Genomic DNA, 24,330 nt, shown 5'->3' on the forward strand with positions numbered 1-24,330 from the left:
ATGCGTTTGAGACTGTTTAGCGAAGTCCCCAACTACGACTTCTTCCGCCTGCGCAAGCTGACCATGGGCCTGTCTGTGGTGGCGGTCATTGCCTCGCTGGTGGCCTGGCTGGTCATTGGCCTGAACTTCGGCATCGATTTCCGCGGTGGCACCACCATCCGGACACAGGCCGAAACCGCCGTGGACGTGGGCGCCTACCGTGGCGCGCTGGATCCGCTGCAGCTGGGCGATGTGTCGATCACCGAGGTGTTTGATCCTTCGTTTGCCGAGGATGAGCATGTTGCGATGATCCGAATCCAGGCGCAGGAAGGTCAGGAAAGCGTCACCGAAGAGGTAATCACCCAGATCGAAGACGCGCTGAAGAGCGTGGATCCCACCATCACCTTCCCGCTGGTCGAATCTGTTGGCCCCAAGGTGTCGGGCGAGCTGATCCAAACCGCGATCATCGCAGTTGCGGCCTCGCTGGCAGCGATCCTGTTCTATATCTGGCTGCGCTTTGAATGGCAGTTCTCGGTCGGCGCGGTGGCAGCACTGGCGCATGACGTGATCCTGACCATCGGCATCTTCTCGGTGCTGCAGATCCGGTTCGAACTGGCCACCATTGCGGCGCTGCTGACCATCATCGGCTATTCGATCAACGACACTGTGGTGATCTTTGACCGCCTGCGCGAAAACCTGATCAAGTATAAGGTAAAACCGCTGACCGATCTGATGAACCTCACGGTGAACGAAACCCTCAGCCGGACGATCATGACCTCGGGCACCACGCTTCTGGCGCTGATCGCCCTGCTGACGCTGGGTGGCGATGTGATCCGTGGCTTTGTGTTTGCGATCACCTGGGGCGTCATTGTGGGCACTTATTCTTCGGTCTATGTGGCCAAGAATGTGGTGCTGATGCTGGGTGTGAAACGCGACTGGTCCAAGCCTGACAACAATCAGGGCAATCAGTTCGGGAACGTAGATGCCTGACATTCTGAGCGAAGTGCTGGCCTTTGACGGGCTGGCCTCGCTCTGTGCAGGGGTATTTTTGGCAGGGGCGGTGCGGGGCTTTTCAGGCTTTGGCGCCGCCCTTGTCTATATGCCCATCGCAGGCCAGTTCATGCCGCCGGTCTGGGCGCTGATCACCCTTGTGGTGATGGAGGTCTTTGGCCCGATCCCCAACCTGCCCAGTGCCTGGCGCACCGCAGACCTGGGGCAGGTGGGCCGCATTGCCCTGGGCGGGGCAGTGGCCCTGCCCATTGGCCTGGCGGTGCTGCTGGCGGTGGAGCCGGAGGTGTTTCGCTATGCGGTCAGCGCCATTGCGCTGATGGTGCCGTTTCTGTTGATGAGCGGTATGCGCCTCAAGGGGGCGATCACGCAACCGATGCAATATGGCACCGGTCTGATCTCGGGCTTCATTGGTGGGGTGGCCGGTCTGCCGGGGCCGCCGGTGATCCTGCTTTATATGGCCTCCACAACCGCGGCTGCAGTGACGCGGGCCAATATCATGCTCTACCTTGTGGCGGTGGATCTGCTCCTGATTGGCATTCTCAGCCTGATTGGCATTCTCAGCCTGAAAGGCGAAATGGCGCTGATGCCGCTGGTGCTGGGTCTGTTGCTGGCAATCCCGAATCTGCTGGGCAATCTGGCTGGGGCCGCTATGTTCCACCCCGACCGCCAAATGCTTTATCGTGTGTTTGGCTATGTGGTGATGATCACGGTTGGCCTCAGCGGGCTTCCGCTGTGGGACGGCTGAGTGTTTAGCCAGCTGAACCGAATGGGCCCGTTGGGTCAGTACGGTCGGCGATGACCGTTAGGACAGGGGGACAGGATGCAGCTTAACGAAGTGAGTTTCAGCGACGCCGTGCCAGTGGATGGCTATGGCCCTGGGTTTTTCCGCATCGGCGGAAAGGTGATAGAAGGCGCGGTGATCGTGACCGAAAAACAGGCTCGCAGCTGGGCCGGTCTGCAGGACGCTGAGGCGCTGAAAGCGCTGGCCGGCGATCATGACGTGATCTTCGTCGGCATGGGGGCAGAGATTGCCCATCTGCCCAAAGACCTGCGAACCGAACTGGACGCCGCCGGTGTCGGGGTTGAGGTGATGTCCTCCCCCTCGGCCTGCCGCACCTACAATGTGCTGCTGTCTGAGGGGCGGCGTGTGGCGCTGGCGGTGCTGCCGGTTTGAGGGGGAAGGGGGCGTTGCCCCCTCCGTTCAAAAGGGTTTTGAACGTCACCCCCAGAGTATTTCTGAAACGTTGAAAGCGATTTTCGGCAGATTTCCCCGGTTTGCCTGACACAGGTCAAGACGCGGTGTCGCGGCAGGCATTAAGGCGCTTTGCGATGCGCAAACAATGGGATAGGACCATTGCATGGAATTGAATGTGTCAGACCTCACCGTGACCCGTGGCGGGATCAAAGTCCTGGAGGACGTCAGCTTTGCCGTCAAGGCGGGCGAGGCGCTGGTGCTGCGTGGCCCCAATGGGATCGGCAAGACCACGTTGTTGCGCACGGTCGCAGGTCTGCAGCCGGCGCTGCGGGGGGAGGTCAGCCTTGACCGCGAACAGATGGCCTATGCCGGCCATGCCGATGGCATCAAGGCCCCGCTGAGTGTCACTGAGAACCTGGAGTTCTGGGCCGCGGTCTTTGGCACCGGATCGATCGCCCCGGCGCTACAGGCCTTTGATCTGGAGGCGCTGGCGGCACGGCCCGCAGGGGCGCTGTCGGCGGGGCAGAAACGGCGGTTGGGTCTGGCGCGCATGGTGGTCACGGGCCGCCCTGTCTGGGTGATGGATGAGCCGACCGTGTCACTGGACACCAGCGCGGTGCAGCTTTTTGCCGAGGCCGTGCGGGCCCATCTGGCGGGCGGAGGTCTGGCGCTGCTGGCCACCCATATCGATCTGGGGCTGGCTGAGGCGCGGGTGCTGGATGTGGGCCCGTTCAAAGCCAAACCACCGGCGCTGGAAGATTTTGACGGAGCGTTCCTGTGATTGCCCTTTTGATGCGAGATCTGAAACTGGCCATTCGCGCCGGGGGTGGTTTTGGCCTGGGGCTGGCCTTTTTTCTGATCGTGGTGGTGCTGGTGCCCTTTGGCGTCGGGCCAAATTCAGGTCTGCTGAGTAAAATTGCCCCCGGCGTTCTGTGGCTGGGCGCGCTTTTGGCTTGCCTGTTGTCACTGGACCGGATTTTTGCGCTGGATTGGGAGGATGGCTCGCTGGATCTTTTGGCCACCGCGCCCCTGCCATTGGAGGCCATTGTCAGCGTCAAGGCGCTGGCCCATTGGCTGACCACTGGGCTGCCGCTGGTGCTGGCGGCGCCGGTCTTTGCCATCCTTTTGAACCTGCCTACCGCTGGCTATGGCCCGCTGGTGCTGTCACTGTTGATCGGCACCCCGGCGCTGAGCGTGATTGGCACCTTTGGCGCGGCGCTGACGGTGGGGTTGAAACGCGGTGGCCTGCTCCTGAGCCTTTTGGTGCTGCCGCTCTATGTGCCGACGCTGATTTTCGGCGCCGAGATGGCGCGGCGGTCGATTGAGGGGTTGAACGCGCAGACATCGCTCTTGATGCTGGCGGGGATCACATGCGCGGTGATCGCACTGCTGCCATTTGCCTCAGCCGCTGTTTTGCGTGTGAACCTTAGATAGGGGGCACGTGGAATGGCCGACACGGAACCGACGAAGACTTGAACAGGGACGCTCTTGCAATGGGCGTCAGGACGGATAGGAAAGAGACATGAGCTCGATCTGGGAATATGCCAACCCAAAAAAATTCATTGCGACTACGGACCGGCTGCTGCCCTGGGTCTCAGCGCTGGCGCTTGGCCTAATGGTGCTGGGTCTGGTCTGGGGGTTTTTCTTCACGCCGGATGACTTCCGTCAGGGATCCACGGTCAAGATCATCTATATCCATGTGCCCTCGGCCATGATGGCGATCAACGCCTGGGCGATGATGCTGGTGGCTTCGCTGGTCTGGATCGTGCGCCGGCATCACGTGTCGGCGCTGGCTGCCCGTGCTGCTGCCCCAATTGGTGCGGTGATGACGGTGATTGCGCTGGCCACCGGGGCGATCTGGGGCCAGCCGATGTGGGGCACCTGGTGGGAATGGGATCCGCGGCTGACCTCCTTCCTGATCCTGTTTTTGTTCTACCTGGGCTATATCGCGCTGTGGTCCGCGATAGAGGATGATGACACCGCCGCCGACCTGACCTCGATCCTGTGTCTTGTCGGATCGGTCTTTGCGCTTCTCAGCCGCTATGCGGTGAACTTCTGGAACCAGGGCCTGCATCAGGGTGCTTCGGTCCTGCGCGCCGGCGCCCTTGCGGGCGACACCGAGGAGCGGGTGAGCAATGTCTTTGCCACGCCCTTGTTCATCTCCATGGCAGGCTTCCTGATGCTGTTCATCGCGCTGGTCTTCCTGCGCACCCAAACCGAAATTCGCGCCCGTCGCATGCGGGCGCTCTTGGCCCGTGAAAGGATGCAATGATGCCTGATCTGGGAAAATACGCTGAGGCGGTGCTGTCCTCCTACGCCATTTCGCTGGGGCTGATCGTGGCGCTGGTGGTGCTGTCGGTCCTGCGCGCCCGAAAGGTCAAGGCGCAGCTGGCCGAGGTTGAGGCCCGCGGCAAAACCGGTGGTAAAGCACAGGAGCAGGCAGATGGCTAAGGTCAACATTTTGATGGTGCTGCCGCCGGTGATCTTCGGCGGTCTGGCGGCGACGTTTTTCATCGGCATGATGCGGGAAAACCCGGATGAGCTGCCCACGGCATTGGCCGGACGCGACGTGCCCAGTGTTGAGATGACGCCGCTGGGGGATCTGCCGATGTTTGATTTGGCCGATATGAAGGACGGTGAGGTCAAGCTGGTGAACTACTGGGCCAGCTGGTGCGCGCCCTGTCGGGTGGAACATCCCAATCTGGAGGCGCTGCGCGAACAGGGGCTGCCGATCTACGGGGTGAACTACAAAGACAACCCGGCCAATGCGCTGGATTTCCTGGCGGAGCTGGGCAACCCCTATGAGGCGGTGGGTCAGGACGGCAATGGCCGTATGGCGCTGAACTGGGGCGTCTATGGCGTGCCGGAAACCTATGTGATCGACGGCGCGGGCCGCATTGTGACGCGCCACGCTGGCCCCGTGACCCAGCGGGTGATTGAGGGCGTTCTGGCCCCGGCGATCGAAAAGGCGCGCGCGGCGGAGTGATCGGCCTGCGCTTTTTGCCCCCCTAACTCAAGCGAACGGGCCGGTGATCTAGCCGGCCTTTTCTATGCCTGATCGTGTTTGTTATCATAGTCTTGACGGGCGCTTTTAATGTCGGCCTCTTGCGCCACCGCCCAGGTCGCCAAGCCGGTGATATGGGACAGCAGCGACTGGCCCAGCGGGGTCAGGCTGTATTCCACCGTCGGCGGGCTTGTGGGCTGAACCTCACGGTGGACCAGACCGTCCCGTTCCAATCCGCGTAAGGTGACGGTCAGCATCCGCTGGGAAATCCCGTCAACCGCCCGCAGCAATTGGCGGAACCGTTCGGTGCGCCGCCCCAGCCGCAGGATCACCAGTACCGACCATTTGTCACCGATCCGGTCCAGCACATCGCGCACCGGGCAGCTGCCGGCAAAGTCATTGGCCACCCATTCATCCACGCCGTCATTCATCGCTGTGACGGTGTCCTCGGCCATTGGGGTGGTTACCTCAACGTGCCTATCTGATGAAATCATGCCTTCTTTCGCGGTCTTCATGGGGCGCCTATGTGTGGTTCCTAATCGTAACCATCGCATTATGGAGAACCAGAGATGACAAAGGAAGTGGCGATTTTTGGGGCAACCGGTGCACAGGGCGCCCCCGTGGTTGAAGAGGCGTTGAAGGCAGGGCTGAAGGTGCGCGCTGTGGCGCGCGATGCTGCTAAGGTGGCGCAGCGTCATCCGACCGCTGAGGCCTATGCCGCAACGCTGGATGACAAGGGCGCGCTGGCCACGGTTTTGACCGGCGTGTCGGCGGCCTTCGTGCACCTGCCGATGCCGACAGACCCCGAAGCGCCGCAGCGCTGGCTGCAGAACCTGATTGAGGTGGCCCATGAGGTGGCGCTGCCATTGCTGGTCTATTCGACCTCGGGCAGCACGGGTGAGCGCTATCCGGCCTCTGCAATGATTTCCGGCAATACCGCGGCGCGGGATGCCATTCTGGCCTCGGGCATTCCGGCCATTGTGTTGCAGCCGACGATCTATCTGGAAAACCTGCAAATCCCAGCTTTCCTGCCAAACATGGCCAGTGAGGGGATCGTGGATTACCCGCCGCTCAGCTCGGAACACCGCGTAAGCTGGACCTCACACCGCGATCAGGCGGTGGTGGCCGCAGCGGCGCTGCAGCGGCCGGATCTGGCGGGCAAAGCCTATGAAATCGCCACCCCCGGCGCGGTCACCGGGGGCGAGCTGGCACAGCTGCTGTCTGACTGGCAGGGGCGTGCGCTGAGTTTCCAGCCACTGACGCCTGTGGCCTTTGGCAACCGGGCGGAGGCCGCCCTGGGTGCACCGGGTCTGAGCTATGTGTTGAGTGACCTTTATGATGCCTTGAACAAAGTGGCGCCTGATCAGCTGGCCATCAACACGGGTGAGGTTGAGGCGACATTTGGTGTTACCCTGTCACCCCTGGCCGCGCAGATCCGGCAATGGTCCACTGTCACCGCCTAATCGCTGAATGGATGTAAAAAGGGCCCGGTAAAACACCGGGCCCTGCTAAAAAAGGACTTGCCTGCACATGAGTGGTATCTCTCTGGAGACCCCTTCCAGCCACCCTGTGCAATCGTATAGCTATCCATAAGTACGGCACGCAGGCTGATTTCTTAGGGCGATCCGCAAAGAAATTTCCCAATAGGGTGAGTTTTTCGGATTTCATCCCGCTAAAGGGGAGTGATGCCGCCCGTCGGTCCCGTAGGGTTTCCATAGAAAAGCCCGAAGGATTTGCATCGCTTCGGGCTTTAACCATCTGTTTATGTGCAGTTATTCGGTGGTGGCGTCAGGACTTGGCCAGATTGCGCAGCACATAATGCAGCACGCCACCGTTTTCGATGTATTCCACTTCAACCTCGGTATCGATCCGGCATTTCAGGGTGATGTCCTTCACCGTACCGTCGCCCATGGTGATGCTGCAGGGCACCTCTTGCAGCGGCTCAACACTGTCGAGGCCGGTGATGGAAACAGTTTCCTCCCCGGTGAGCCCTAGCGTCTTGCGGCTGTCCCCGCCGGTAAATTCGAACGGAATCACCCCCATCCCCACCAAGTTTGACCGGTGGATCCGCTCAAAGCTTTCCGCAATCACCGCTTTGACGCCCAACAGCGCGGTGCCTTTGGCCGCCCAGTCGCGGCTGGATCCGGCACCGTATTGTTCGCCGCCAAAGACCACCAGCGGTGTGCCGGCCTCCTGATAGGCCATCGACGCTTCATAGACCGAGGTCTGCTGCCCATCGGGGCCTTTGGTATAGCCGCCTTCAACCCCGTCCAGCATTTCGTTCTTGATGCGAATGTTGGCAAAGGTGCCGCGCATCATCACCTCATGGTTGCCCCGGCGCGATCCGTAGGAGTTGAACTCACGCGGTTGCACCTGCCGGTCGGTCAGATACTGCCCCGCCGGGCTGGAGGCGGCAAAGCTGCCCGCGGGGGAGATGTGGTCGGTTGTGACCATATCGCCCAGCACCAGCAGCACCTTGGCACCTTCAACGTTGCTGATCGTTCCCGGCTCCATCCCCATGCCTTGGAAATAGGGTGGGTTCTGAATGTAGGTTGAGCTGGCAGGCCAATCATAGACCTCCTGCTGGGGCACCTCGACGCTTTGCCACTTCTCATCCCCTTTGAAGACATCGGCATATTTGCTGAGGAAGGCCTCACGGGTGACAGTTTTCTCAACCAATTCCGCAATCTCAGCATTGCTGGGCCAGATGTCTTTCAGGAAGATATCTTTGCCGTTCTTATCCTGCCCCAGAGGTTCTGTTGTCAGGTCGATGTTCATGTCACCGGCCAGCGCATAGGCCACCACCAAGGGGGGCGAAGCCAGATAGTTGGCGCGCACATCCGGGCTGATCCGGCCCTCAAAGTTGCGGTTGCCCGACAGGACCGAGGTGGCCACCAGATCGCCATCAGCAATTGCTTTGGAAATCTCCGGCTGCAACGGGCCAGAGTTGCCGATGCAGGTGGTGCAGCCATAGCCCACAAGGTTGAAACCGATGGCATCCAGATCCTCTTGCAGGCCCGCGGCCTCCAGATATTCGGTCACCACCTGTGACCCCGGCGCTAGCGAGGTTTTGACCCAGGGCTTGCGGTTCAGCCCCAGGGCACGCGCCTTGCGGGCCACCAGACCGGCCCCGATCATCACATAGGGGTTTGAGGTGTTGGTGCAGGAGGTGATCGAAGCAATCACCACCTTACCTGACGACAGGCTGTAGTCTTCGCCCTCAACCGTCACGGTCTTGTCGGTCGGGCGTTTGAAGGTCTCGGCCATCTCGCGGCCAAAGGCGGCGCTGGCTTCGGTCAGGGCGATGTGATCCTGCGGCCGTTTCGGGCCAGAGATCGCAGGCACAATGGTGCCCATGTCCAACTCCAGCGTGGAGGTGTAGATCGGATCATAATCCGCATCCCGCCACAGCCCGTTTTCCTTGGCATAGGCCTCAACCAGCGCCAGGCGATCCTCATCCCGGCCGGTTTGGCGCATATAACGCAGGGTCTCACCGTCGATCGGGAAGAAACCGCAGGTGGCGCCATATTCCGGCGCCATATTGGCGATGGTGGCGCGATCGGCCAGGGGCAGATTGTCCAACCCGTCGCCGTAGAACTCCACAAACTTGCTGACCACGCCATGGGCGCGCAGCATCTCCACCACTTTCAGCACGAGGTCGGTGGCGGTGGTGCCTTCAACCATTTCGCCGGTCAGCTTGAAACCAACAACTTCGGGGATCAGCATGGAAATCGGCTGACCCAGCATCGCGGCCTCAGCCTCAATCCCGCCAACACCCCAGCCCAGCACGGCCAGACCGTTCACCATGGTGGTGTGGCTGTCGGTGCCGACCAGCGTGTCGGGGTAGGCGACCATTTCACCGTTCTGATCGGTGTCGGACCATATGGTTTGCGCCAGATATTCCACATTCACCTGATGGCAGATCCCGGTGCCCGGCGGCACCACGCGGAAGTTGTTGAAGGCGGACTGCCCCCATTTCAGGAACTGATAACGCTCCATATTGCGTTCATATTCGCGGTCCACATTCATCTGGAAGGCCCGCGGATTGCCAAATTCGTCAATCATCACCGAATGGTCGATGACCAGATCCACCGGGTTCAGCGGATTGATCTTCTGCGCATCGCCACCAAGGCCGACAATGCCGTCGCGCATTGCGGCCAGATCCACAACCGCCGGCACGCCGGTGAAATCTTGCATCAGCACGCGGGCCGGGCGATAGGCGATCTCCCGTGGGTTTTTACCTCCCTTGGCGCCCCATTCGGCGAAGGCTTTGATATCTTCCACAGACACGGTGCGCCCGCCGTCCTCAAAGCGCAGCATGTTTTCCAAGACCACCTTCAGCGCGGCGGGCAGTTTGGCGAAATCGCCAAGCCCTGCGGCCTGCGCGGCGGGGATGGAATAATAGGAAATCGATTGGCTGCCAGCGGTCAGGGTCTGACGCGTTTTGGCAGTGTCTTGTCCAACTGTGATGGGCATGGCTGGTCTCCCTCTTGAAATACGATAAGGGTCTTGCTGCGATTGGTTCTGCCGCATCCCGCCTGAGCGATCAAGTCTGGCGCGCGGATGCCTTTGCGCTAAGGCCGCACAAGTGCTGTGAAAAATGGCACGCCGCACTTGCTCACGTTTGCTATCACCGTCTCGTGACAAATCATTGATTGGTTATTTCAGCCCGAATTGGCTAAAACCAAGAAAAGACATTCGTTGGGGAAAACGAAACTCATGCGTCGACTGGTTACCAAGTTTGCCGCGGCTTTGGCCGTTTGGGGCAGCGTGACGACTGTGGCCTTACCCACGGCGGCCGCCGCCCAATCTGTAGACCGCCCTGTGGTGGTCGAGCTTTACACCTCGCAGGGCTGTTCGTCCTGTCCACCTGCGGATGCCTTTCTGGGTGAGCTGGCCAAGCGAGAAGATGTGATCCCATTGGCACTGCACGTGGATTACTGGGATTACATCGGCTGGAAGGACAAGTTCGCCTCACCGCAGCACACCAAACGCCAGAAGGCCTATGCCAGCGCCGCCGGGCGCCGCTCGATCTATACGCCGCAGATGATCGTTCAGGGGCAGGAACATGTGGTCGGCAACCACCCCAAGAATGTTAACGCTTTGATCGAACGTCATGGCGCGGCTGAGGTCACGGTGGATCTACAGCTGTCGATCACCGGCAATCAGCTGCAGGTCACGGCCAGCAAGGTCGCCCGCGCCAAGACCCCGGTTCTGGTGCAGCTGGTGCGCTATATGCCGCGCAAATCGGTACAGATCCGGTCCGGTGAAAACGCTGGCCGTACAATCACCTACGCCAATATCGTCACCGACTGGCAGCTGCTGGATGAATGGAATATGCGCCGGCCGCTGGATCTCAGCACCAAGGTCAGCGGAGAGGATCCGCTGGTGGTAATCGTGCAGGAACGTGGCCCGGGCCGCATTCTGGCTGCGGCGCGTCTGCGCTAAGCGATTGATAGTAAGTTTAACGAGCCGGCGGGGGACCCCTCAGCCGGCTTTTTTCTTACCGCGTTGTTTCCAGCGGCGATGCACCCAGAACCATTGCTCGGGATGCTGGCGCACCATTGCCTCCAGCGCGTCGTTCATCGCCTGCGCCATGTCCTCGGCGCTGCCATGGGGAATCTCATCCTGAATGATGGCGCGGAAACCATAGCCATCGGGCTGGCGCACACCAAAGACCGGCAGCACCAGAGCGTTGTATTTCAACGCCATTTCCGCGGCCGACAGGGTGGTTCGGGCCGGATGACCAAAGAAGGTCAGATCCGCGCCGTCGCTGACATGCTGATCCACCAGAAGTGCAATGATGTTGCCGCTGCGCAGGTATTTCACCATCTGGGCCAGCCCGCGGCGACCGCGGGCAAAGGCGGGTTCGGCGACGCTTTCGATCGCGGCTTCCCAATGTTCGTTGAAATAGCTGTTGTCCAGCGGCCGGTAGAGTGCGCCCACGGGCGAAAAATCACGCGATACTGTGGCGCGCACCGCGTCGTGGTTGCCAAAATGCCCGGAGACCAGAATGACAGGCCGCCCCTCAGCATGGGCCTGTTCCAGGGCCGCCACACCGGGGCCTTCGGGTTTGGTGTCGGCCAGATGGTCCTTCAGCTGCGCGCCGGAATAGATCTCCACCAGCGTGCGGCCAAAGTTTTCCGGCACTTGCCGGGCCAGGCGGCGCTTGTCGGCCTCAGGCAGGTCGGCCCAGACCAGATCCAGATTGTCGCGCACCCGCTTGCGATAGCCCAGCAGCGGCGCCAGCACCCGCGACATCATCGCGCCCATCAGCCAGACCCGCGGCCGGTAGGGCAGGCACAGTGCCAGCTTCAGCGGCGCGCTGAGGATCAGATTGGCCGTGTACTGGCCCGCACGGGTCAGAAAGGGGGGCTTGGGTTTGGCCATCTGGGATCAGGTCCGTTTCTGCGCAGTTTCTCGATGCCAGACATAAATCCCAGCCACAACAATCACAAGCGCCCCGATCACCGTCCAGAAATCCGGGTATTCATCAAAGAAGACCATGCCCCAGAGCGTGGCAAAGATCAGCCCGACATAGGCAAAGGGGGCCAGCATCCCGGCCTCACCCAGTGACAGCGACTTGATCAGCAACAGCTGCGAGATGGTGCCAAAGCAGGCCAGCAGACACAGCAACGCAAAGGAGGTCAGATCCAGCGGCGTCCAGTAAAATGGCACCAGACAGCTGAGGATCACCGCGCCAAAGGCCGCCGTATAGAGGAGCGAGGTCCAGGGATCCTCATTCATGCCCACATAACGGGTCACAAGGTTATAGGCCGAATAGAAAAACGCCGCCGCCAGCGGGAACAGTGCGTAGACCGAAAAAACACCGCTGCCCGGGCGGATGATGATCAGGGCGCCAATCAGCGATACCGCAATGCCAAAGGCGCGGCGTGGCCCCAGCGGTTCCCCCAAAAACAGCGCCGCGCCCAGGGTGATCAGCACCGGGTTGATGTCCATGATGGCGGTGGCCTCAGCCAGACCAATATGGGTGATCCCGGTAAAGAAGGAGGCGGTCGCCCCCAGCAGGATCACCGAACGCGCCAGCTGCAGCAGCGGATAACGGGTGCGCGCCACAGTCTGAATGCGGGGCAGAACAATCAGGAATACCATCACGGTTTGACCGGCGTAACGGGCCCAGACCGCCTGCAGGGTGCCAACCCGTTGGCTCAACTCCTTGGCGGTGGCATCCATTGCGGCAAAGAAAAAGATGGCGCTGATCATCAGCAAAATGGCTTTGGTGTTCTGGGACATACGCGGCGCGGATCCGTGGCTTGAGGGGATATCAGATCGCCGTTCGGCCGGGCCGTGTGATCTGGCCGGGCAAGCCGACATATCGGCTTTAACGCATCCATTTGTAACTGTCACCGCAGAGTTTTCGCGCAGGTGGCAGCGGGACGGGGCGCTGGGTGCGCCGGTCTAGTGCATGTCATGAAGGTGAGGTTCGGGCCTTAAGGTGCTGTAATTGCGTCTTTGTTGCGGGACGCAAGTGGCTTGGAGACGTTCAGGGGCAGCTATGCCACAGGCGATGCCTCTGGCAGGGTTCAACGGTCCGATCCGTTGATGGGGCGTCAGCCGGTGACCTTGACGCAGGCCCGTGCGGTTTCGTCCCAGACGGTGCCGTCGGCGCAGCTCATCGCTTGCTGGCTATGGCCGGAGGAGCAGCCCATCGCATGGGACATGATAGGAGCCACGGTCAGAAGGGCGGCGATCACAAGGGTTCGATACATTGGCAGGTCTCCCTAAAGATCCGTAACCTTACCACAAATCCGGCGCAAAATCGAATGGGCGCCACCACGAACCCTACGGGCACAAAAAAACCGCCCCCCGGAGGGAGCGGTTTCATCATCTCAGGACAGGCGGCTTAGGCTTCGCCAAACACCCGTTTGAAGATCGTGTCGACATGTTTTGTGTGATAGCCCATGTCGAATTTTTCGTTGATGCCATCAACGCCAAGCGCGGCCACAACCTCATCATCGGCCAGCAGCAACTCGCGGAAATCAACACGCTCTTCCCAGACCTTCAGCGCATTGCGCTGCACCATGGAATAGGCGTCTTCACGGCTGACACCGGCCTGGGTCAGGGCCAGCAGCACCCGCTGCGACATCACCAGACCGGGGAATTTGTTCATGTTGTCCAGCATGTTGTCGGGGAAGATCAGCATCTTCTCAACCACACCGGCCAGACGGTTCAGTGCGAAGTCCAGCGTCACGGTTGCATCCGGACCAATGCCACGCTCCACCGAGGAGTGCGAGATGTCACGCTCATGCCAAAGCGCCACGTTTTCCATCGCCGGGATCACGGTCATGCGCACCAGACGGGCCAGACCGGTCAGGTTTTCGGTCAACACAGGGTTCTTCTTATGCGGCATCGCCGAGGAGCCTTTTTGACCCATCGAGAAGAACTCCGCACCTTCCAGAACCTCGGTCCGCTGCATGTGGCGGATTTCAACGGCGACGTTTTCGATCGACGAGGCGATCACACCCAGCACGGCAAAGAACATCGCGTGACGGTCACGTGGGATCACCTGGGTGCTGATCGGCTCGGGCTTCAGGCCTAGCTCAGCGCAGACATGCTCCTCAACCGCCGGGTCGATGTTGGCGAAGGTGCCAACCGCGCCCGAGATGGCGCCCGTGGCGATCTCTTCGCGGGCCTGCTGTAGACGCGCTTTGTTGCGGTCCATTTCAGCGTAGAACCGGGCAAAGGTCAGGCCCATGGTGGTGGGTTCGGCGTGGATGCCATGGCTGCGGCCCACACGCACGGTGTCTTTATGTTCCATGGCGCGGGTTTTCAGCGCCGCCAGCAGGCGGTCCATATCGGCCAGCAGGATGTCCGCGGCGCGCACCAGCTGCACGTTCAGGCAGGTGTCCAGCACGTCCGAGGAGGTCATGCCCTGATGCACAAACCGTGCTTCCTCAGAGCCGACATGTTCGGCCAGATGGGTCAGGAAGGCGATGACGTCATGTTTGGTGACCGCTTCGATCTCATCAATGCGCGCAACGTCAAATTCAACGTCCTTGGCTTTCCAAACGGCATCGGCGTTTTCCTGCGGGATCACCCCCAGTTTGGCCTGAGCGTCACAGGCGTGCGCTTCAATCTCGTACCAGATGCGGAACTTGGTTTCCGGTGACCAGATGGCGGTCATTTCGGGGCGGGCATAACGAGGGATCATCGGTTTTTCCTTGATCGGCTGGAACTCGCGGTTTCTTTACCTGTGTGACGAGGTTACGACAAGGGTAGGAGGGCGGATAACATGGCTGAGATCCCCGTAAATCTTGATCTTTTTGCCTTTGAGGGGCGCTGGCAGCTTGACCGTTTGGTCACAAATGCCGTTGGTCCCGATATGACCCTCACCGGATGGGCCGAGTTTCGCCCCCATGAGGACGGGCTGATGCTGATCGAAAGCGGTACGTTGCAGGTGGCGGGTCAGCCGCCGATGCAGGGGGAGCAGCGCTACATCTGGCGTCAAGAGGGCGCGGAGATCGCGACGTATTTTGCTGATGAGCGCCCGTTCTTCCGCTTCACACCTGCCGCACAGATCGCCGCCGCCCATTGGTGCAGCCCGGATCAATATGATGTGGTGATGGAGTTCGCCCATTGGCCCGACTGGCAGGCGACCTGGACGGTCAAAGGCCCGCGTAAGGATTATGTGATGCGCTCGAATTACCGTCGCGTCGAGAGTATTTGAGGATCATTGAAAGGCGCTTTCATCGTTTTCCAAATACTCTGGGGTGAATGCGGTCAAAATCCCATTTTGAAAGCAGAGGGGCAACGCCCCTTTCCCTTCTGTGGTAAGCGCCAGATCTGCATGTGCCGCATATCCGCCAGACCCAATCCTATATAGCCCAACGATCCTGCCGCGCCCCTTTGTGCGGCGCGATATCGCCCATCGCGCGCCGGCGCATCAGATCGGACATGGGGGATATCCTTGGGCCATGCGCTGCGTTGCGGAGGGGGGTAGCAGGGATGGCGGAGGGGGGTAAGAATCTATCCAAAGTATAGGTCGCAATTAGACACACTTCGGCGCAATTTCTGAATGTTTGGATTTTTTTCTGCGGTGTCCGGGAAATCCTGCTTCAGCCTTGCTGATGCGTGCCGGATCCTGGCCGCGTATCGCTGGATCGTCGTTCTCAATCTTCGGAATGTGACGTCGAAGAGATCATGAGATCCTATGTTTGGTTCTGTTTTGGACCGAAGTCAGGGTCAGCACCCAAGGTCGTTTGTTTGTTTTAGAAGCCGCCCAGAAGAGCCAGCAGGGGGAGGAAACCTAAGAGGCCGCTCATTCCTGCTTCCATTGCCCCGCCGTCGTCTGGGCTTTCTTCTTCGGCGGGTGGTTCGTTCTCCTCTGCGGGTGGTTGTGCGGGTGGTTGGTCGGGTTCGCTTGGGGTGACAATCAGGACTTCGTCGTCTGGTTCGGTGTCGCTGTTGGCTTGTTGTTCCAGTTTCACCATCCTGTCGAAGTCCTCGGTATAATTGGGATCTTCGACCACGCCCCTTATGATTTCATAAGCGTCGAGCTCGGCCGTGAATATGCCGTCTCGGAAGACGTCGGCCGGATCCAGTTGGGTCACTTCCGCCGGGCTGTTGCTGTCGGTCGGGCTGTAGCCGTCCTGAACCCCAAGAACCTCAACCCGCATGGTGCCACCGGCCTCCAGGATCTGGTTGAAGTCAATCTCGGTCTGTTGCGCCTCATCGTTGTTGGAGGCGATAAAGGTCACAAACGTGTTTTCGCTGTAGAACGCATGCACCGAGGTTTCCTCTTCGGTCACCTCATGTTCATCGCGATCATCGGGGCTGAGATCCAGCGCCGTGGTGTTGGGCAGCACCTCATTCATCATGCGGAACATCTCACCAGGGACGGTCAGGGGCACGTCTTCGCCCTCATTGCCGGCCAGGTTGGTCAGGTTGTTCTGCTGGATCGCCCAGACAAAGCCCGAGTCGACACCGTGTTCGGTGAACTCCTCGGTCATGTTCAGCATTTCATGGGCCTGTTTCAGACCGTAGTTTTCGGTCACGTCCCAATTGTGGGTCGCTTTCAGGTTCCATTCGGTGATGTGCTTTTCCAGCTCACCAAACCGTTCGTCCCAGGTCTGTTCCACCGTGCGCAGATCGAAATCGCGGCTGCCAGGGTTGTCAGCACCTTTGGAATAGATGTGCAGCGCCAGACCATCGACCGCTTCGATCTCAGAGGCTTTGTCATACTCCGACATGATGATTTCATTCATCACCTTCGGCCAGGCCACATCGCCTGAATTGTAGATAAAGACCTCGGGGTCCAGATCGCCCAGGTTATAATCTTCGATCACCGCCGCCAGCTGCTCTTCGCCGGTCAGGAAGTGGTCATAGTCATTGGACAGGCGCGAGGAGCCGTAGTTCTGCCCGTTCTGCACCAGGATATCGATGTCCTGAAACAGCTCTGCCTGCGGGTGGGCGTTGATTTCCTGATGCACAATCTCGGCCATACGGGCCGAGACACGACCGTATTCCAGCGCGGTCATCTCACCGCTGCCCCAGTATTCGTTGCCAATTTCAAAACCGCGGATGGTCGGCTCACCATATTTGCCGTCCAGCGTGTCGCGGATGAAATCACGCAGCACCTGATCATCCACCGCTTCGGTGCGGTGGCCGCTCGCGTCTTCTTCCTGGCTCAGGTAATAGCGCGTGGGGAGCACAACCGTGACGTCGATGTTGTTGTCTTCGGCATAAGACATGAACTCGCTGTAAGGCAGCAGCTCAACCGTATTGCCGGTGTCGGGATCGATCGCCGTCTCTTTGTCGGGGTTGCGCAGATCGAAATAGTCTTCGGTCAGCGATCCACCGGGATAGCGGATGTGTTCCACGCCAAGCGCGGCCACTTTTTCATCATAGGTGCCGTCTTCGCCGATCTGATCCCGGCTGGACAAAACATTGGCCCCAAAGAGTTCTTGTGTGTACTCATTAGCGCCCAGAGACTGTGCGTTCAGATAAATCATTACTGCTCCCTCTTTTCGTCAAGAAAAGGTGGTTAGGGTGTTCGCTTCGATTTTTCGGACGCTTCCCAACCTTATTTTTTTGATGCTCGATAGGTGGGGAGCTGCCTGATGTAGATTTCTGAGATGGAGACTGTGGAAGGCCCCGTGCCAAGTCCACGGCAAGCCGGAATTGCCGACTTATTCGAGGTCCGATACCCCCCAAAGGAGGTGTCGTTTCGCCTTAAGAGCGCAAAATTTTATCCTAAAATCCGGCGGGGTGCCGTCGTGACCATGTCGAATTTTTCGCCCTCTCCGGGGCGATCTCTGGTCTTTTCCCATGCCAATGCGACTCGGGTGATTCGTTAAGTCGAGTCACCAAAGGTCGGCGCAAAAAGCGCGGGGTTTTCACGCCTGGGACAGGCGTTTTTACCACTTGCATGCGATAGGGGTGTGCAAGCCTCATGCCATGCCGCCATTCTTTTTGCAGCGGCTTGATATACCTAACGGCCTAGGCCATCTGGATGTTTAGCGCTCTTTTCAATTTATTTCGTTTTTTGTTAGATCGGGGGCTATGACACAGATCTTACAGACAAAATTGCCCTATGATTTATCCGCGCAACGGCCCCTGCCGGGGATCCAGCCGTTGGATATGGCCGATTGGCTACATGTGGATGAGGCTTACCTCGGCCAGATGGCCTACCGCGCGCAGTTGATTGCGGAAAAACGCGACAAGGTGATCGGTCTGCTGCCCGAAGCGGCAGAGCCTGCGGCGGAGCTGTTGGATCTGGTTCTGAGCCAACTGGCCAGCCGCCCGGATTTCACTGTGAGCGCGGAAACCGTGCTGCGCCCTGATGGTCAGCGGGTGCAGATTGACCGCAGCGATCCGTTGGCCACCCTTGGCCATCTGGTGCAGGAGGATCTGTGTATTCTGCAAAAACAGGGCGACGCAGAGGGCGGCGAACATGTGCTGACCGGCGCGGTTCTGTGTTTCCCCTCCAGCTGGACGTTGGCGCAGAAGCTGGGCAAGCCGCTGATCGCGATCCATGTGCCGGTGGACGAATATGACGCCAGCCTGGCCAAACGGGTGCAGCGGCTGTTTGACGGTGTGCGCCCCGGCCGGCCGCTCTGGCGGTTCAACATCCTGTGGTACGGCGTTAGTGAGCTGTATTACCCAAGGCCGGAATTTGACCACCGCGAATGGGTCAGCAAGGAGGAGGCCTCTTTCCTGCGCTCAGAAAAGCAATGCATCCTGCGCCTGCCGCAGACCGGTGCGGCGGTGTTTTCCATTCACACCTTCATGCTGGAGGGCGATCTGGGCCGCGCCCTGGCGGCGGGACCGGCCCGCGTTGCGGGCTGATTGAGGTCTGGCACCCTGCGGTGAGGGGGCAATGAGTATTTGGGGAACATTGAAAGGGGTAGGGGCGCATTACCCTAAGGCGCGTCAATGCGGGCGGCCATCAGTGCAATGGCCTGTTGATAGACTGTTGCGGCGTTCCATTCCTGAATGACTTTGAAATTCCGCTCGCCCTCCTGATAGGGGCGGCCGCGGCGCCAGCCTTTCTTTTTCAGGAAGTTCGCGGTGGAGGTCAGCGCATCCACCCGGTTCGTCAGATCAACCCGGCCATCGCCGTTACCGTCGACACCGTATTTCAGAATATTGCCGGGCAGGAACTGGGTGTGGCCCACCTCGCCATGTTTGGCGCCCAAAGTGTCTGCGCTCAGCCCGCCGCGATCCACAAGCTGCAGCGCTGCCAGCGCATGTGGGGTGAAAAAACTTGGGCGGCGGCAGTCAAAGGACAGCGTGTTGATGGCATCGACCACATTGCTGTCGCCCATGAAACGGCCAAAGCCGGTTTCCATGCCGTGAATGGCCAGGATCACGCCGGCCGGAACGCCATATCGTTTTTCCAGTGCCGCAAAGAACGCCGCATCCTGCGCTTTGCGTTTGCGCCCCTGCGCCACGATGGTGGGGGCGCCGCGGATCTGCATGAACTTGTCCAGTGAATAGCGAAAGCTTTTCTGGTTGCGATCGGCGGCGATGGTGCGGCTGGCATACTGCGCCCCGGCAAGGGCGGCGAGGCCACGTTGCTTCACGCCTTTTTTGCGGGCGTAGCTGGCGAAATCCTGTTTCCAGGCCTGAAAGCCCACCGCGCTATTGCCGCAGGTGGCCGCCGTGGCGGCGGGGGGCAGGGCGAGGGATAAGGTCAGGGACAAGGTCAATGTGAAGGCAGGTGTGAAAAGGGCGCGCAGCATCGGCAACCTCCGGAAAAGGGCGTGGTCTGAATATGCATAGGGTCAGGCAGGTGAGGGGGGCGCGTCAAGCCCGGCCTCAGCGGCGGGGGGACGGGCCTAGCCGGTGGGTTCGGCCAGATGGCTCAGCCGGGCAAAGCGCGAGGGCTGCTGATCCGCACTCATGCCACGGGCCTCAAACAGGCGGCGGGCTTCATCGGCGTAATGGCGCGCCTCTTCCGGCTTGCCCGTAGCAAAGGCCAATTCCGCCCGTTCCTCAAACACCAGCCCCAGACCAAAGCCCTGCGGCCCGATCTCCACCACCAGCCGCTGCAGCTGGTCCAGCGCTTCGGCATTGCGGCCGAGATAGCGCAGCATCTTGGCGGCGTTCACACCTGCGACCCGGCGTTCGTTTTCTGCCCCCAGGCTGCGGCGCAAAGCCTTGTCGCGGTTGAACATTTCCAGCGCTTCGGCGATCTCGCCCGCTTCGAACAGGGCCCAGCCGAGGTTGTTGTAAAACGGGCCCAGCCAATGGCGTTGGCTCGGCGCCTCGCGCGTTAGTCTCTCGGCCTGATCCACAATGGCGCGGGCCACGGCGGGCGGTGCGGCGATGGCCTGCATGTGCAGCGCATCCAGTGCCACATCGGTGGCACCCGCCGCGCGGGCCTGTCCGGCCGCCTGATGAAACCCGGTGGCCGCCATAGCGCTGCGGCCCTCTTCGCGTGCCAGCCGCGCCCGTTCCAAGGTGATACGCGCCGCTGTTGCGGCAGTGGGGCCTATCGCTTCGGCCTGATCCAGCAGCAGCTCACCTTGGGTGAAATCGCCCTCCAGCCCCGCCATCCGTGCCAGCTGAGTGAGCCAGATCGCCTGATCCTGAGGGGCCGTGGCCGCGGCCAGCGCCGCCTCCAGCCGCGCCTTGCTGGCAAGCAGATCGTCAAAGTCCCAGAGGCTGAGGGGATCCATAGGCCGTTCATCTCATCCGTTTGTTCGCAGTTCCTAGCATGGCGGCAACTGAAACCGGGTTCAAGCCCGCAGAACCCACGTGGTGTCAGCGGTGGTGGCTGCAAGGACCGGCGGAGCGCCCCACGAAAAAGGGCGCCCCATGGGGCGCCCTTTCTGCGTACCGCGGGTGCGGATTAGCAGCTGTAGTACATGCCGAACTCAACCGGGTGCGGGGTGTGTTCGTAGGTTTCGACCTCTTCCATCTTCAGCTCAATGTAGCCTTCGATCTGGTCTTTGGTGAACACGTCGCCGGCCAGCAGGAAGTCATGGTCGGCCGCCAGGCTGTCCAGAGCTTCGCGCAGGCTGCCACATACGGTCGGGATGTCAGCCAGTTCTTCGGCCGGCAGATCGTAGAGGTTCTTATCCATGGCTTCGCCCGGATCGATCTTGTTCTTGATGCCGTCCAGACCGGCCATCAGCAGAGCTGCGAAGCACAGGTAGGGGTTGGCCGAGGGATCGGGGAAGCGGGCTTCCACACGTTTGGCTTTCGGCGATTCAGTCCATGGGATACGGACACAACCCGAACGGTTGCGTGCCGAGTAGGCGCGCAGAACAGGTGCTTCAAAGCCCGGGATCAGACGCTTGTAGCTGTTGGTCGACGGGTTGGTGAAGGCGTTCAGGGTTTTCGCGTGCTTCAGAACACCACCGATGAAATACAGCGCTTCCTGGGACAGGTCGGCGTATTTGTCGCCAGCAAACAGCGGCTTGCCGTCTTTCCAGATCGACATGTTCACGTGCATGCCGGTGCCGTTGTCACCGTAGATCGGCTTCGGCATGAAGGTGGCCGATTTGCCGTAGGCGTGGGCTACGTTGTGGATGATGTACTTGTACTTCTGCAGCTCATCGGCCTGTTTGGTCAGGCTGTCAAAGATCAGGCCCAGCTCGTGCTGACAGGAGGCAACCTCATGGTGGTGCTTGTCCACTTTCATGCCGGTGCGCTTCATGGTCGACAGCATTTCCGAACGGATTTCCTGTGCATCGTCGATCGGGTTCACAGGGAAGTAACCACCCTTGACGCCCGGACGGTGGCCGGTGTTGCCCATTTCATATTCGGTGTCGGTGTTCCACGAACCGTCAACCGCGTCTACTTCGTAGGACACTTTGTTGATGGTGTTGGCGAAACGCACGTTGTCGAACAGGAAGAATTCTGCTTCCGGGCCCATGTAGGCCACGTCACCGATGCCCGAGGACTTCAGGTAAGCTTCGGCTTTCTGGGCGGTGCCGCGCGGGTCACGCTCATAGGCTTCGCCGGTGTCGGGCTCAACGATCGAGCAATGGATCGCGATGGTTTTCTCGGCGTAGAAAGGATCGACATAGGCCGATTCAGTGTCGGGCATCAGTTTCATGTCCGAGTTTTCGATCGACTTCCAGCCAGCGATGGAGGAACCGTCGAACATGAAGCCTTCTTCCAGGAAGTCTTCGTCAACCAGGTCCACATCCACGGTCACGTGCTGCAGCTTGCCGCGGGTGTCGGTGAAACGGATGTCCACGTAGGCGGCGTCTTCGTCTTTGATCAGCTTGAGAACGGCTTCTGCGCTCATGCTCTTGTCCCTTCTGTTAAGAATTTGGGTGGATTACAGGGCGTCCGAACCGGTCTCACCGGTACGGATGCGGATGGCTTGTTCGACGGGGCTGACAAAGATCTTGCCGTCGCCGATTTTATCGGTTTTGGCCGCGTCGATGATCGCTTCAACAGCGCCGTCGACCAGATCGTCGTCCAGCACCACTTCGATTTTCACTTTCGGCAGGAAATCAACCACGTATTCCGCGCCGCGGTACAGCTCGGTATGGCCTTTCTGGCGCCCAAAGCCTTTTACTTCGATCACGCTCAGGCCTTGAATGCCTGCGTCTTGCAGCGCTTCTTTCACCTCGTCCAATTTGAACGGCTTGATGATCGCTTCGATCTTCTTCATCGCCCGGGTCTCCTCGCTAAACGGGGCCGTTGCGGAGCGTCCCCTCCACTGGCCGAACTGCGTTGAATGACGTCAGATCACTTTCCCTCGGCAGGCTCAAACGGATAGGGTGAAGTCAGCCCATTTTGCGGGCGCTTTTCTGAGGGCAGGTCAAGAATTGTGCGAGATGCACAAAATTAAGGCGTTTTGAAAACTTTTGCGGCGACGCGGATCGCCAATTGCCGGATTTACAGGCAGATATAGAGGGCAAAGATGACACAATTGCTAACCGCTGCACAGATGCGCGCCATTGAGCAGGCCGCGATCGAGTCGGGGCAGGTCACCGGTTTGGAATTGATGGAACGGGCCGGGCAGGGCGTGGTGGAGGCGATTTTTGAGGAATGGCCGGAGCTGGCAGCCGATATGCCCGAGGTCGCGCGCGCGGCTGATGCGGCGGAAGGGGGCCTTGCCCCCCGGCCTGCGACCGCCCCCCAGAGTATTTCTGAAACGTTGAAAGCTGTGGTGCTCTGCGGGCCGGGCAACAATGGCGGCGACGGATTTGTGGTCGCGCGCCTGCTGGCCGCGCGCGGCTGGGTGGTGGAGGTGTTTCTTTATGGCGACCCTGACAAACTGCCGCCGGATGCGCGGGTGAATTATGAGCGCTGGTGTGAGATTGGGGTGGTGACGGAATATGTAGACGATGGGGAGGACGCGTTCCGGCTTGATCCATCCATATACACGACCGAAACGGTGTTAATTGATGCCTTGTTTGGCACAGGTTTGACGCGCCCTCTTCAGGGCTTTGACGCTGTAGGCTGGGTTACACATTTGTCAGAATGGCGTCTCGCGCCGGAACTTCAACGGCAGGCATACCCAGGTGTTCGCGTCGTCTCGGTGGATTTGCCCAGCGGGGTTTGCTCTGATTCAGGTGTTTACCTCGACACCGATGAGCCAGACAGGCGCCGTGAGGAAATATCGGCGGCTCTTACGGTCACATTTCATTCCTTAAAGCCCGGGCACGTCTTGGCGGGTGGCCCAAGTGCCTGCAACAAGGTCGTCGTCAAGGACATTGGACTTGGCCATGCTGAGCTGGGCGATGCGATGTCTCGGAAGGCGTTGCAGAAGCTGACGGGCGAGGCGCGACTTGGGCGCGTTGTTGCGGGGTTGATTGAGGCACCTTCAACCTATCTCGGCAAAACCACCGGAGTGCACCAATTCTCCCACGGTCACGCGCTGGTTCTGACCGGTGGATCTGGCAAAACAGGGGCGGCGCGGCTGGCGGCGCGTGGCGCGTTGCGGATTGGGGCGGGGTTGGTGACGCTTGGCGTGCCGCCGTCTGCGCAGATGGAGGTTGCAGCGCAGATCACGGCCCTGATGCTGACGCGGGTGGCGGATGCGGCGGGGCTGGCTGAGGTGCTGGAGGACGCGCGGCTCAATGCGCTCTGCCTGGGGCCGGGATTGGGGTTGGCGCGGGCGCGTGATCTGGTGCCGGTGGCGCTGGCGGCCGCGCGGTCAACGGTTCTGGATGCCGATGCGCTGAGCGCTTTTGCTGAGGATCCAGAGGCGCTGTTTGCCATGGTGCATGAAAACTGCGTTCTGACCCCACATGGCGGCGAATTTGCCCGGCTGTTCCCCGACATTGCCGCCAAACTGCAGGCGCCCGCCACCAAGGGCCCGGCCTATTCCAAGGTGGATGCCACGCGTGAAGCAGCGGCGCGGGCCGGCTGTACCGTGTTGTTCAAGGGGGCGGATACGGTGATCGCCGATCCGTCGGGCCAGTGTTCGGTGCATTCCGCCAGCTATGAACGCAGCGCCCCCTGGCTGGCCACCGCCGGGGCAGGGGATGTGCTGGCGGGATTCATCACCGGTCTATTGGCGCGCGGGTTTGCGCCGCATCAGGCGGCGGCAGCAGCGGCCTATCTGCATGTAGACTGTGCCCGCAGCTTTGGGCCCGGGCTGATCGCCGAGGATCTGCCGGAACAGCTGCCGCGGGTGCTTAACGATTTATTGGCAAAAGAGGTGTAACAACGAAAAAGGGCCCGCATCTGGCAGGCCCGTTTCTCATCT

At 60.3% G+C, this 24,330-nt stretch carries 24 protein-coding genes; 13 read left to right on the top strand and 11 right to left on the bottom strand.

Features of this window, described 5'->3' with window-relative positions:
- From secF to TL5118_RS06205, 8 genes are all read left to right on the top strand, one after another.
- Positions 1-969, top strand: coding sequence for a protein translocase subunit SecF (secF, locus tag TL5118_RS06170; RefSeq protein WP_058241804.1), 969 nt, complete (start codon positions 1-3; stop codon positions 967-969).
- Complete coding sequence (locus TL5118_RS06175) at positions 962-1,735, top strand: sulfite exporter TauE/SafE family protein (protein ID WP_058241805.1); 774 nt, start codon at positions 962-964, stop codon at positions 1,733-1,735. The genes secF and TL5118_RS06175 overlap by 8 nt, the downstream gene beginning before the upstream one ends.
- Before the next feature lie 75 nt (positions 1,736-1,810).
- Positions 1,811-2,164, top strand: coding sequence for an Mth938-like domain-containing protein (locus TL5118_RS06180; protein WP_058241806.1), 354 nt, complete (start codon positions 1,811-1,813; stop codon positions 2,162-2,164).
- A gap of 184 nt (positions 2,165-2,348) precedes the next feature.
- A complete protein-coding gene (gene ccmA, locus TL5118_RS06185; RefSeq protein ID WP_058241807.1) occupies positions 2,349-2,966 on the top strand; it encodes a heme ABC exporter ATP-binding protein CcmA in 618 nt (205 codons plus the stop codon).
- The gene (gene ccmB, locus TL5118_RS06190) at positions 2,963-3,619 is read left to right on the top strand and encodes a heme exporter protein CcmB (RefSeq protein WP_058241808.1); all 657 of its coding nucleotides are present in this window, start codon (positions 2,963-2,965) and stop codon (positions 3,617-3,619) included. The genes ccmA and ccmB overlap by 4 nt, the downstream gene beginning before the upstream one ends.
- 88 nt (positions 3,620-3,707) lie before the next feature.
- Positions 3,708-4,457 carry a heme ABC transporter permease gene (locus TL5118_RS06195; RefSeq protein WP_058241809.1) on the top strand — a complete coding sequence of 250 codons (750 nt, stop codon included), beginning with the start codon at positions 3,708-3,710 and terminating at the stop codon, positions 4,455-4,457.
- Positions 4,454-4,636, top strand: coding sequence for a heme exporter protein CcmD (gene ccmD / locus TL5118_RS06200; RefSeq protein WP_179945268.1), 183 nt, complete (start codon positions 4,454-4,456; stop codon positions 4,634-4,636). The genes TL5118_RS06195 and ccmD overlap by 4 nt, the downstream gene beginning before the upstream one ends.
- Positions 4,629-5,171 carry a DsbE family thiol:disulfide interchange protein gene (locus TL5118_RS06205; RefSeq protein ID WP_106404191.1) on the top strand — a complete coding sequence of 181 codons (543 nt, stop codon included), beginning with the start codon at positions 4,629-4,631 and terminating at the stop codon, positions 5,169-5,171. Before ccmD ends, TL5118_RS06205 begins: the two co-directional genes overlap by 8 nt.
- 62 nt (positions 5,172-5,233) lie before the next feature.
- Here TL5118_RS06205 and TL5118_RS06210 read toward each other — a convergent pair whose 3' ends face one another.
- On the bottom strand, positions 5,234-5,704 hold the full coding sequence (locus tag TL5118_RS06210; protein ID WP_242601738.1) for a winged helix-turn-helix transcriptional regulator: 471 nt from the start codon (positions 5,702-5,704) through the stop codon (positions 5,234-5,236).
- Positions 5,705-5,758: 54 nt separating this feature from the next.
- Between TL5118_RS06210 and TL5118_RS06215 the strand changes: the two genes are divergently transcribed.
- On the top strand, positions 5,759-6,652 hold the full coding sequence (locus tag TL5118_RS06215) for an SDR family oxidoreductase (RefSeq protein ID WP_058241811.1): 894 nt from the start codon (positions 5,759-5,761) through the stop codon (positions 6,650-6,652).
- 325 nt (positions 6,653-6,977) lie between these two features.
- Here the strand turns inward: TL5118_RS06215 and acnA are convergent, their stop codons facing one another.
- Positions 6,978-9,665, bottom strand: a complete 2,688-nt coding sequence (acnA, locus tag TL5118_RS06220) for an aconitate hydratase AcnA (protein WP_058241812.1) — start codon at positions 9,663-9,665, stop codon at positions 6,978-6,980.
- A gap of 243 nt (positions 9,666-9,908) precedes the next feature.
- Here acnA and TL5118_RS06225 point away from each other — a divergent pair, with 243 nt between their 5' ends.
- Positions 9,909-10,637, top strand: a complete 729-nt coding sequence (locus TL5118_RS06225) for a DUF1223 domain-containing protein (RefSeq protein ID WP_058241813.1) — start codon at positions 9,909-9,911, stop codon at positions 10,635-10,637.
- Between the two features lie 39 nt (positions 10,638-10,676).
- Here TL5118_RS06225 and TL5118_RS06230 read toward each other — a convergent pair whose 3' ends face one another.
- From TL5118_RS06230 to purB, 4 genes are all read right to left on the bottom strand, one after another.
- Positions 10,677-11,579: a lysophospholipid acyltransferase family protein gene (locus tag TL5118_RS06230; RefSeq protein WP_058241814.1), complete on the bottom strand. Its 903-nt coding sequence runs from the start codon at positions 11,577-11,579 to the stop codon at positions 10,677-10,679.
- Positions 11,580-11,585: 6 nt separating this feature from the next.
- Positions 11,586-12,443, bottom strand: a complete 858-nt coding sequence (locus TL5118_RS06235) for a DMT family transporter (RefSeq protein WP_058241815.1) — start codon at positions 12,441-12,443, stop codon at positions 11,586-11,588.
- A 317-nt stretch (positions 12,444-12,760) separates the two neighbouring features.
- Entirely contained in the window at positions 12,761-12,919 is a 159-nt protein-coding gene (locus TL5118_RS21165) for a chitin-binding domain-containing protein (RefSeq protein ID WP_131727415.1), read from the bottom strand.
- Positions 12,920-13,053: 134 nt separating this feature from the next.
- Positions 13,054-14,361 (bottom strand): adenylosuccinate lyase, encoded by a 1,308-nt coding sequence (gene purB / locus TL5118_RS06240; protein WP_058241816.1) that lies wholly within the window; start codon positions 14,359-14,361, stop codon positions 13,054-13,056.
- 81 nt (positions 14,362-14,442) lie between these two features.
- On the opposite strand from purB, the gene TL5118_RS06245 reads away from it, so the two are divergent.
- The gene (locus tag TL5118_RS06245) at positions 14,443-14,877 is read left to right on the top strand and encodes a DUF6314 family protein (RefSeq protein ID WP_058241817.1); all 435 of its coding nucleotides are present in this window, start codon (positions 14,443-14,445) and stop codon (positions 14,875-14,877) included.
- A gap of 541 nt (positions 14,878-15,418) precedes the next feature.
- Here TL5118_RS06245 and TL5118_RS06250 read toward each other — a convergent pair.
- On the bottom strand, positions 15,419-17,161 hold the full coding sequence (locus TL5118_RS06250; protein WP_058241818.1) for a hypothetical protein: 1,743 nt from the start codon (positions 17,159-17,161) through the stop codon (positions 15,419-15,421).
- Between the two features lie 550 nt (positions 17,162-17,711).
- On the opposite strand from TL5118_RS06250, the gene TL5118_RS06255 reads away from it, so the two are divergent.
- Positions 17,712-18,497: a heme-dependent oxidative N-demethylase family protein gene (locus TL5118_RS06255; RefSeq protein ID WP_058241819.1), complete on the top strand. Its 786-nt coding sequence runs from the start codon at positions 17,712-17,714 to the stop codon at positions 18,495-18,497.
- Between the two features lie 74 nt (positions 18,498-18,571).
- On the opposite strand, the gene TL5118_RS06260 is transcribed toward TL5118_RS06255, so the two are convergent.
- From TL5118_RS06260 to TL5118_RS06275, 4 genes are all read right to left on the bottom strand, one after another.
- Positions 18,572-19,393, bottom strand: a complete 822-nt coding sequence (locus TL5118_RS06260; protein WP_082626119.1) for a lytic murein transglycosylase — start codon at positions 19,391-19,393, stop codon at positions 18,572-18,574.
- 96 nt (positions 19,394-19,489) lie between these two features.
- Positions 19,490-20,332 carry a tetratricopeptide repeat protein gene (locus TL5118_RS06265; RefSeq protein ID WP_058241820.1) on the bottom strand — a complete coding sequence of 281 codons (843 nt, stop codon included), beginning with the start codon at positions 20,330-20,332 and terminating at the stop codon, positions 19,490-19,492.
- Between the two features lie 173 nt (positions 20,333-20,505).
- Complete coding sequence (glnA, locus tag TL5118_RS06270; RefSeq protein ID WP_058241821.1) at positions 20,506-21,912, bottom strand: type I glutamate--ammonia ligase; 1,407 nt, start codon at positions 21,910-21,912, stop codon at positions 20,506-20,508.
- A gap of 33 nt (positions 21,913-21,945) precedes the next feature.
- On the bottom strand, positions 21,946-22,284 hold the full coding sequence (locus TL5118_RS06275) for a P-II family nitrogen regulator (protein WP_058241822.1): 339 nt from the start codon (positions 22,282-22,284) through the stop codon (positions 21,946-21,948).
- 252 nt (positions 22,285-22,536) lie between these two features.
- On the opposite strand from TL5118_RS06275, the gene TL5118_RS06280 reads away from it, so the two are divergent.
- On the top strand, positions 22,537-24,288 hold the full coding sequence (locus tag TL5118_RS06280; RefSeq protein WP_058241823.1) for a bifunctional ADP-dependent NAD(P)H-hydrate dehydratase/NAD(P)H-hydrate epimerase: 1,752 nt from the start codon (positions 22,537-22,539) through the stop codon (positions 24,286-24,288).
- The last annotated feature ends 42 nt before the right edge of the window (positions 24,289-24,330 follow it).

This window comes from Thalassovita autumnalis (genome assembly GCF_001458255.1).
Lineage (GTDB): Bacteria > Pseudomonadota > Alphaproteobacteria > Rhodobacterales > Rhodobacteraceae > Thalassobius > Thalassobius autumnalis.

Excerpts from the sequence above, each read along its gene's own strand:
- ccmA (WP_058241807.1), top strand. The coding sequence starts at position 2,349 with ATGGAATTGAATGTGTCAGACCTCACCGTGACCCGTGGCGGGATCAAA.
- ccmD (WP_179945268.1), top strand. The coding sequence starts at position 4,454 with ATGATGCCTGATCTGGGAAAATACGCTGAGGCGGTGCTGTCCTCCTAC.
- purB (WP_058241816.1), bottom strand. The coding sequence starts at position 14,361 with ATGATCCCTCGTTATGCCCGCCCCGAAATGACCGCCATCTGGTCACCG.
- TL5118_RS06280 (WP_058241823.1), top strand. The coding sequence starts at position 22,537 with ATGACACAATTGCTAACCGCTGCACAGATGCGCGCCATTGAGCAGGCC.
- TL5118_RS06260 (WP_082626119.1), bottom strand. The coding sequence starts at position 19,393 with ATGCTGCGCGCCCTTTTCACACCTGCCTTCACATTGACCTTGTCCCTG.
- TL5118_RS06175 (WP_058241805.1), top strand. The coding sequence starts at position 962 with ATGCCTGACATTCTGAGCGAAGTGCTGGCCTTTGACGGGCTGGCCTCG.
- TL5118_RS06245 (WP_058241817.1), top strand. The coding sequence starts at position 14,443 with ATGGCTGAGATCCCCGTAAATCTTGATCTTTTTGCCTTTGAGGGGCGC.
- TL5118_RS06230 (WP_058241814.1), bottom strand. The coding sequence starts at position 11,579 with ATGGCCAAACCCAAGCCCCCCTTTCTGACCCGTGCGGGCCAGTACACG.
- TL5118_RS06250 (WP_058241818.1), bottom strand. The coding sequence starts at position 17,161 with ATGATTTATCTGAACGCACAGTCTCTGGGCGCTAATGAGTACACACAA.
- TL5118_RS06195 (WP_058241809.1), top strand. The coding sequence starts at position 3,708 with ATGAGCTCGATCTGGGAATATGCCAACCCAAAAAAATTCATTGCGACT.
- TL5118_RS06210 (WP_242601738.1), bottom strand. The coding sequence starts at position 5,704 with ATGAAGACCGCGAAAGAAGGCATGATTTCATCAGATAGGCACGTTGAG.
- TL5118_RS06275 (WP_058241822.1), bottom strand. The coding sequence starts at position 22,284 with ATGAAGAAGATCGAAGCGATCATCAAGCCGTTCAAATTGGACGAGGTG.
- TL5118_RS06235 (WP_058241815.1), bottom strand. The coding sequence starts at position 12,443 with ATGTCCCAGAACACCAAAGCCATTTTGCTGATGATCAGCGCCATCTTT.
- secF (WP_058241804.1), top strand. The coding sequence starts at position 1 with ATGCGTTTGAGACTGTTTAGCGAAGTCCCCAACTACGACTTCTTCCGC.
- TL5118_RS06225 (WP_058241813.1), top strand. The coding sequence starts at position 9,909 with ATGCGTCGACTGGTTACCAAGTTTGCCGCGGCTTTGGCCGTTTGGGGC.
- TL5118_RS06205 (WP_106404191.1), top strand. The coding sequence starts at position 4,629 with ATGGCTAAGGTCAACATTTTGATGGTGCTGCCGCCGGTGATCTTCGGC.
- TL5118_RS06215 (WP_058241811.1), top strand. The coding sequence starts at position 5,759 with ATGACAAAGGAAGTGGCGATTTTTGGGGCAACCGGTGCACAGGGCGCC.
- TL5118_RS06180 (WP_058241806.1), top strand. The coding sequence starts at position 1,811 with ATGCAGCTTAACGAAGTGAGTTTCAGCGACGCCGTGCCAGTGGATGGC.
- TL5118_RS21165 (WP_131727415.1), bottom strand. The coding sequence starts at position 12,919 with ATGTATCGAACCCTTGTGATCGCCGCCCTTCTGACCGTGGCTCCTATC.
- acnA (WP_058241812.1), bottom strand. The coding sequence starts at position 9,665 with ATGCCCATCACAGTTGGACAAGACACTGCCAAAACGCGTCAGACCCTG.
- TL5118_RS06255 (WP_058241819.1), top strand. The coding sequence starts at position 17,712 with ATGACACAGATCTTACAGACAAAATTGCCCTATGATTTATCCGCGCAA.
- TL5118_RS06265 (WP_058241820.1), bottom strand. The coding sequence starts at position 20,332 with ATGGATCCCCTCAGCCTCTGGGACTTTGACGATCTGCTTGCCAGCAAG.
- glnA (WP_058241821.1), bottom strand. The coding sequence starts at position 21,912 with ATGAGCGCAGAAGCCGTTCTCAAGCTGATCAAAGACGAAGACGCCGCC.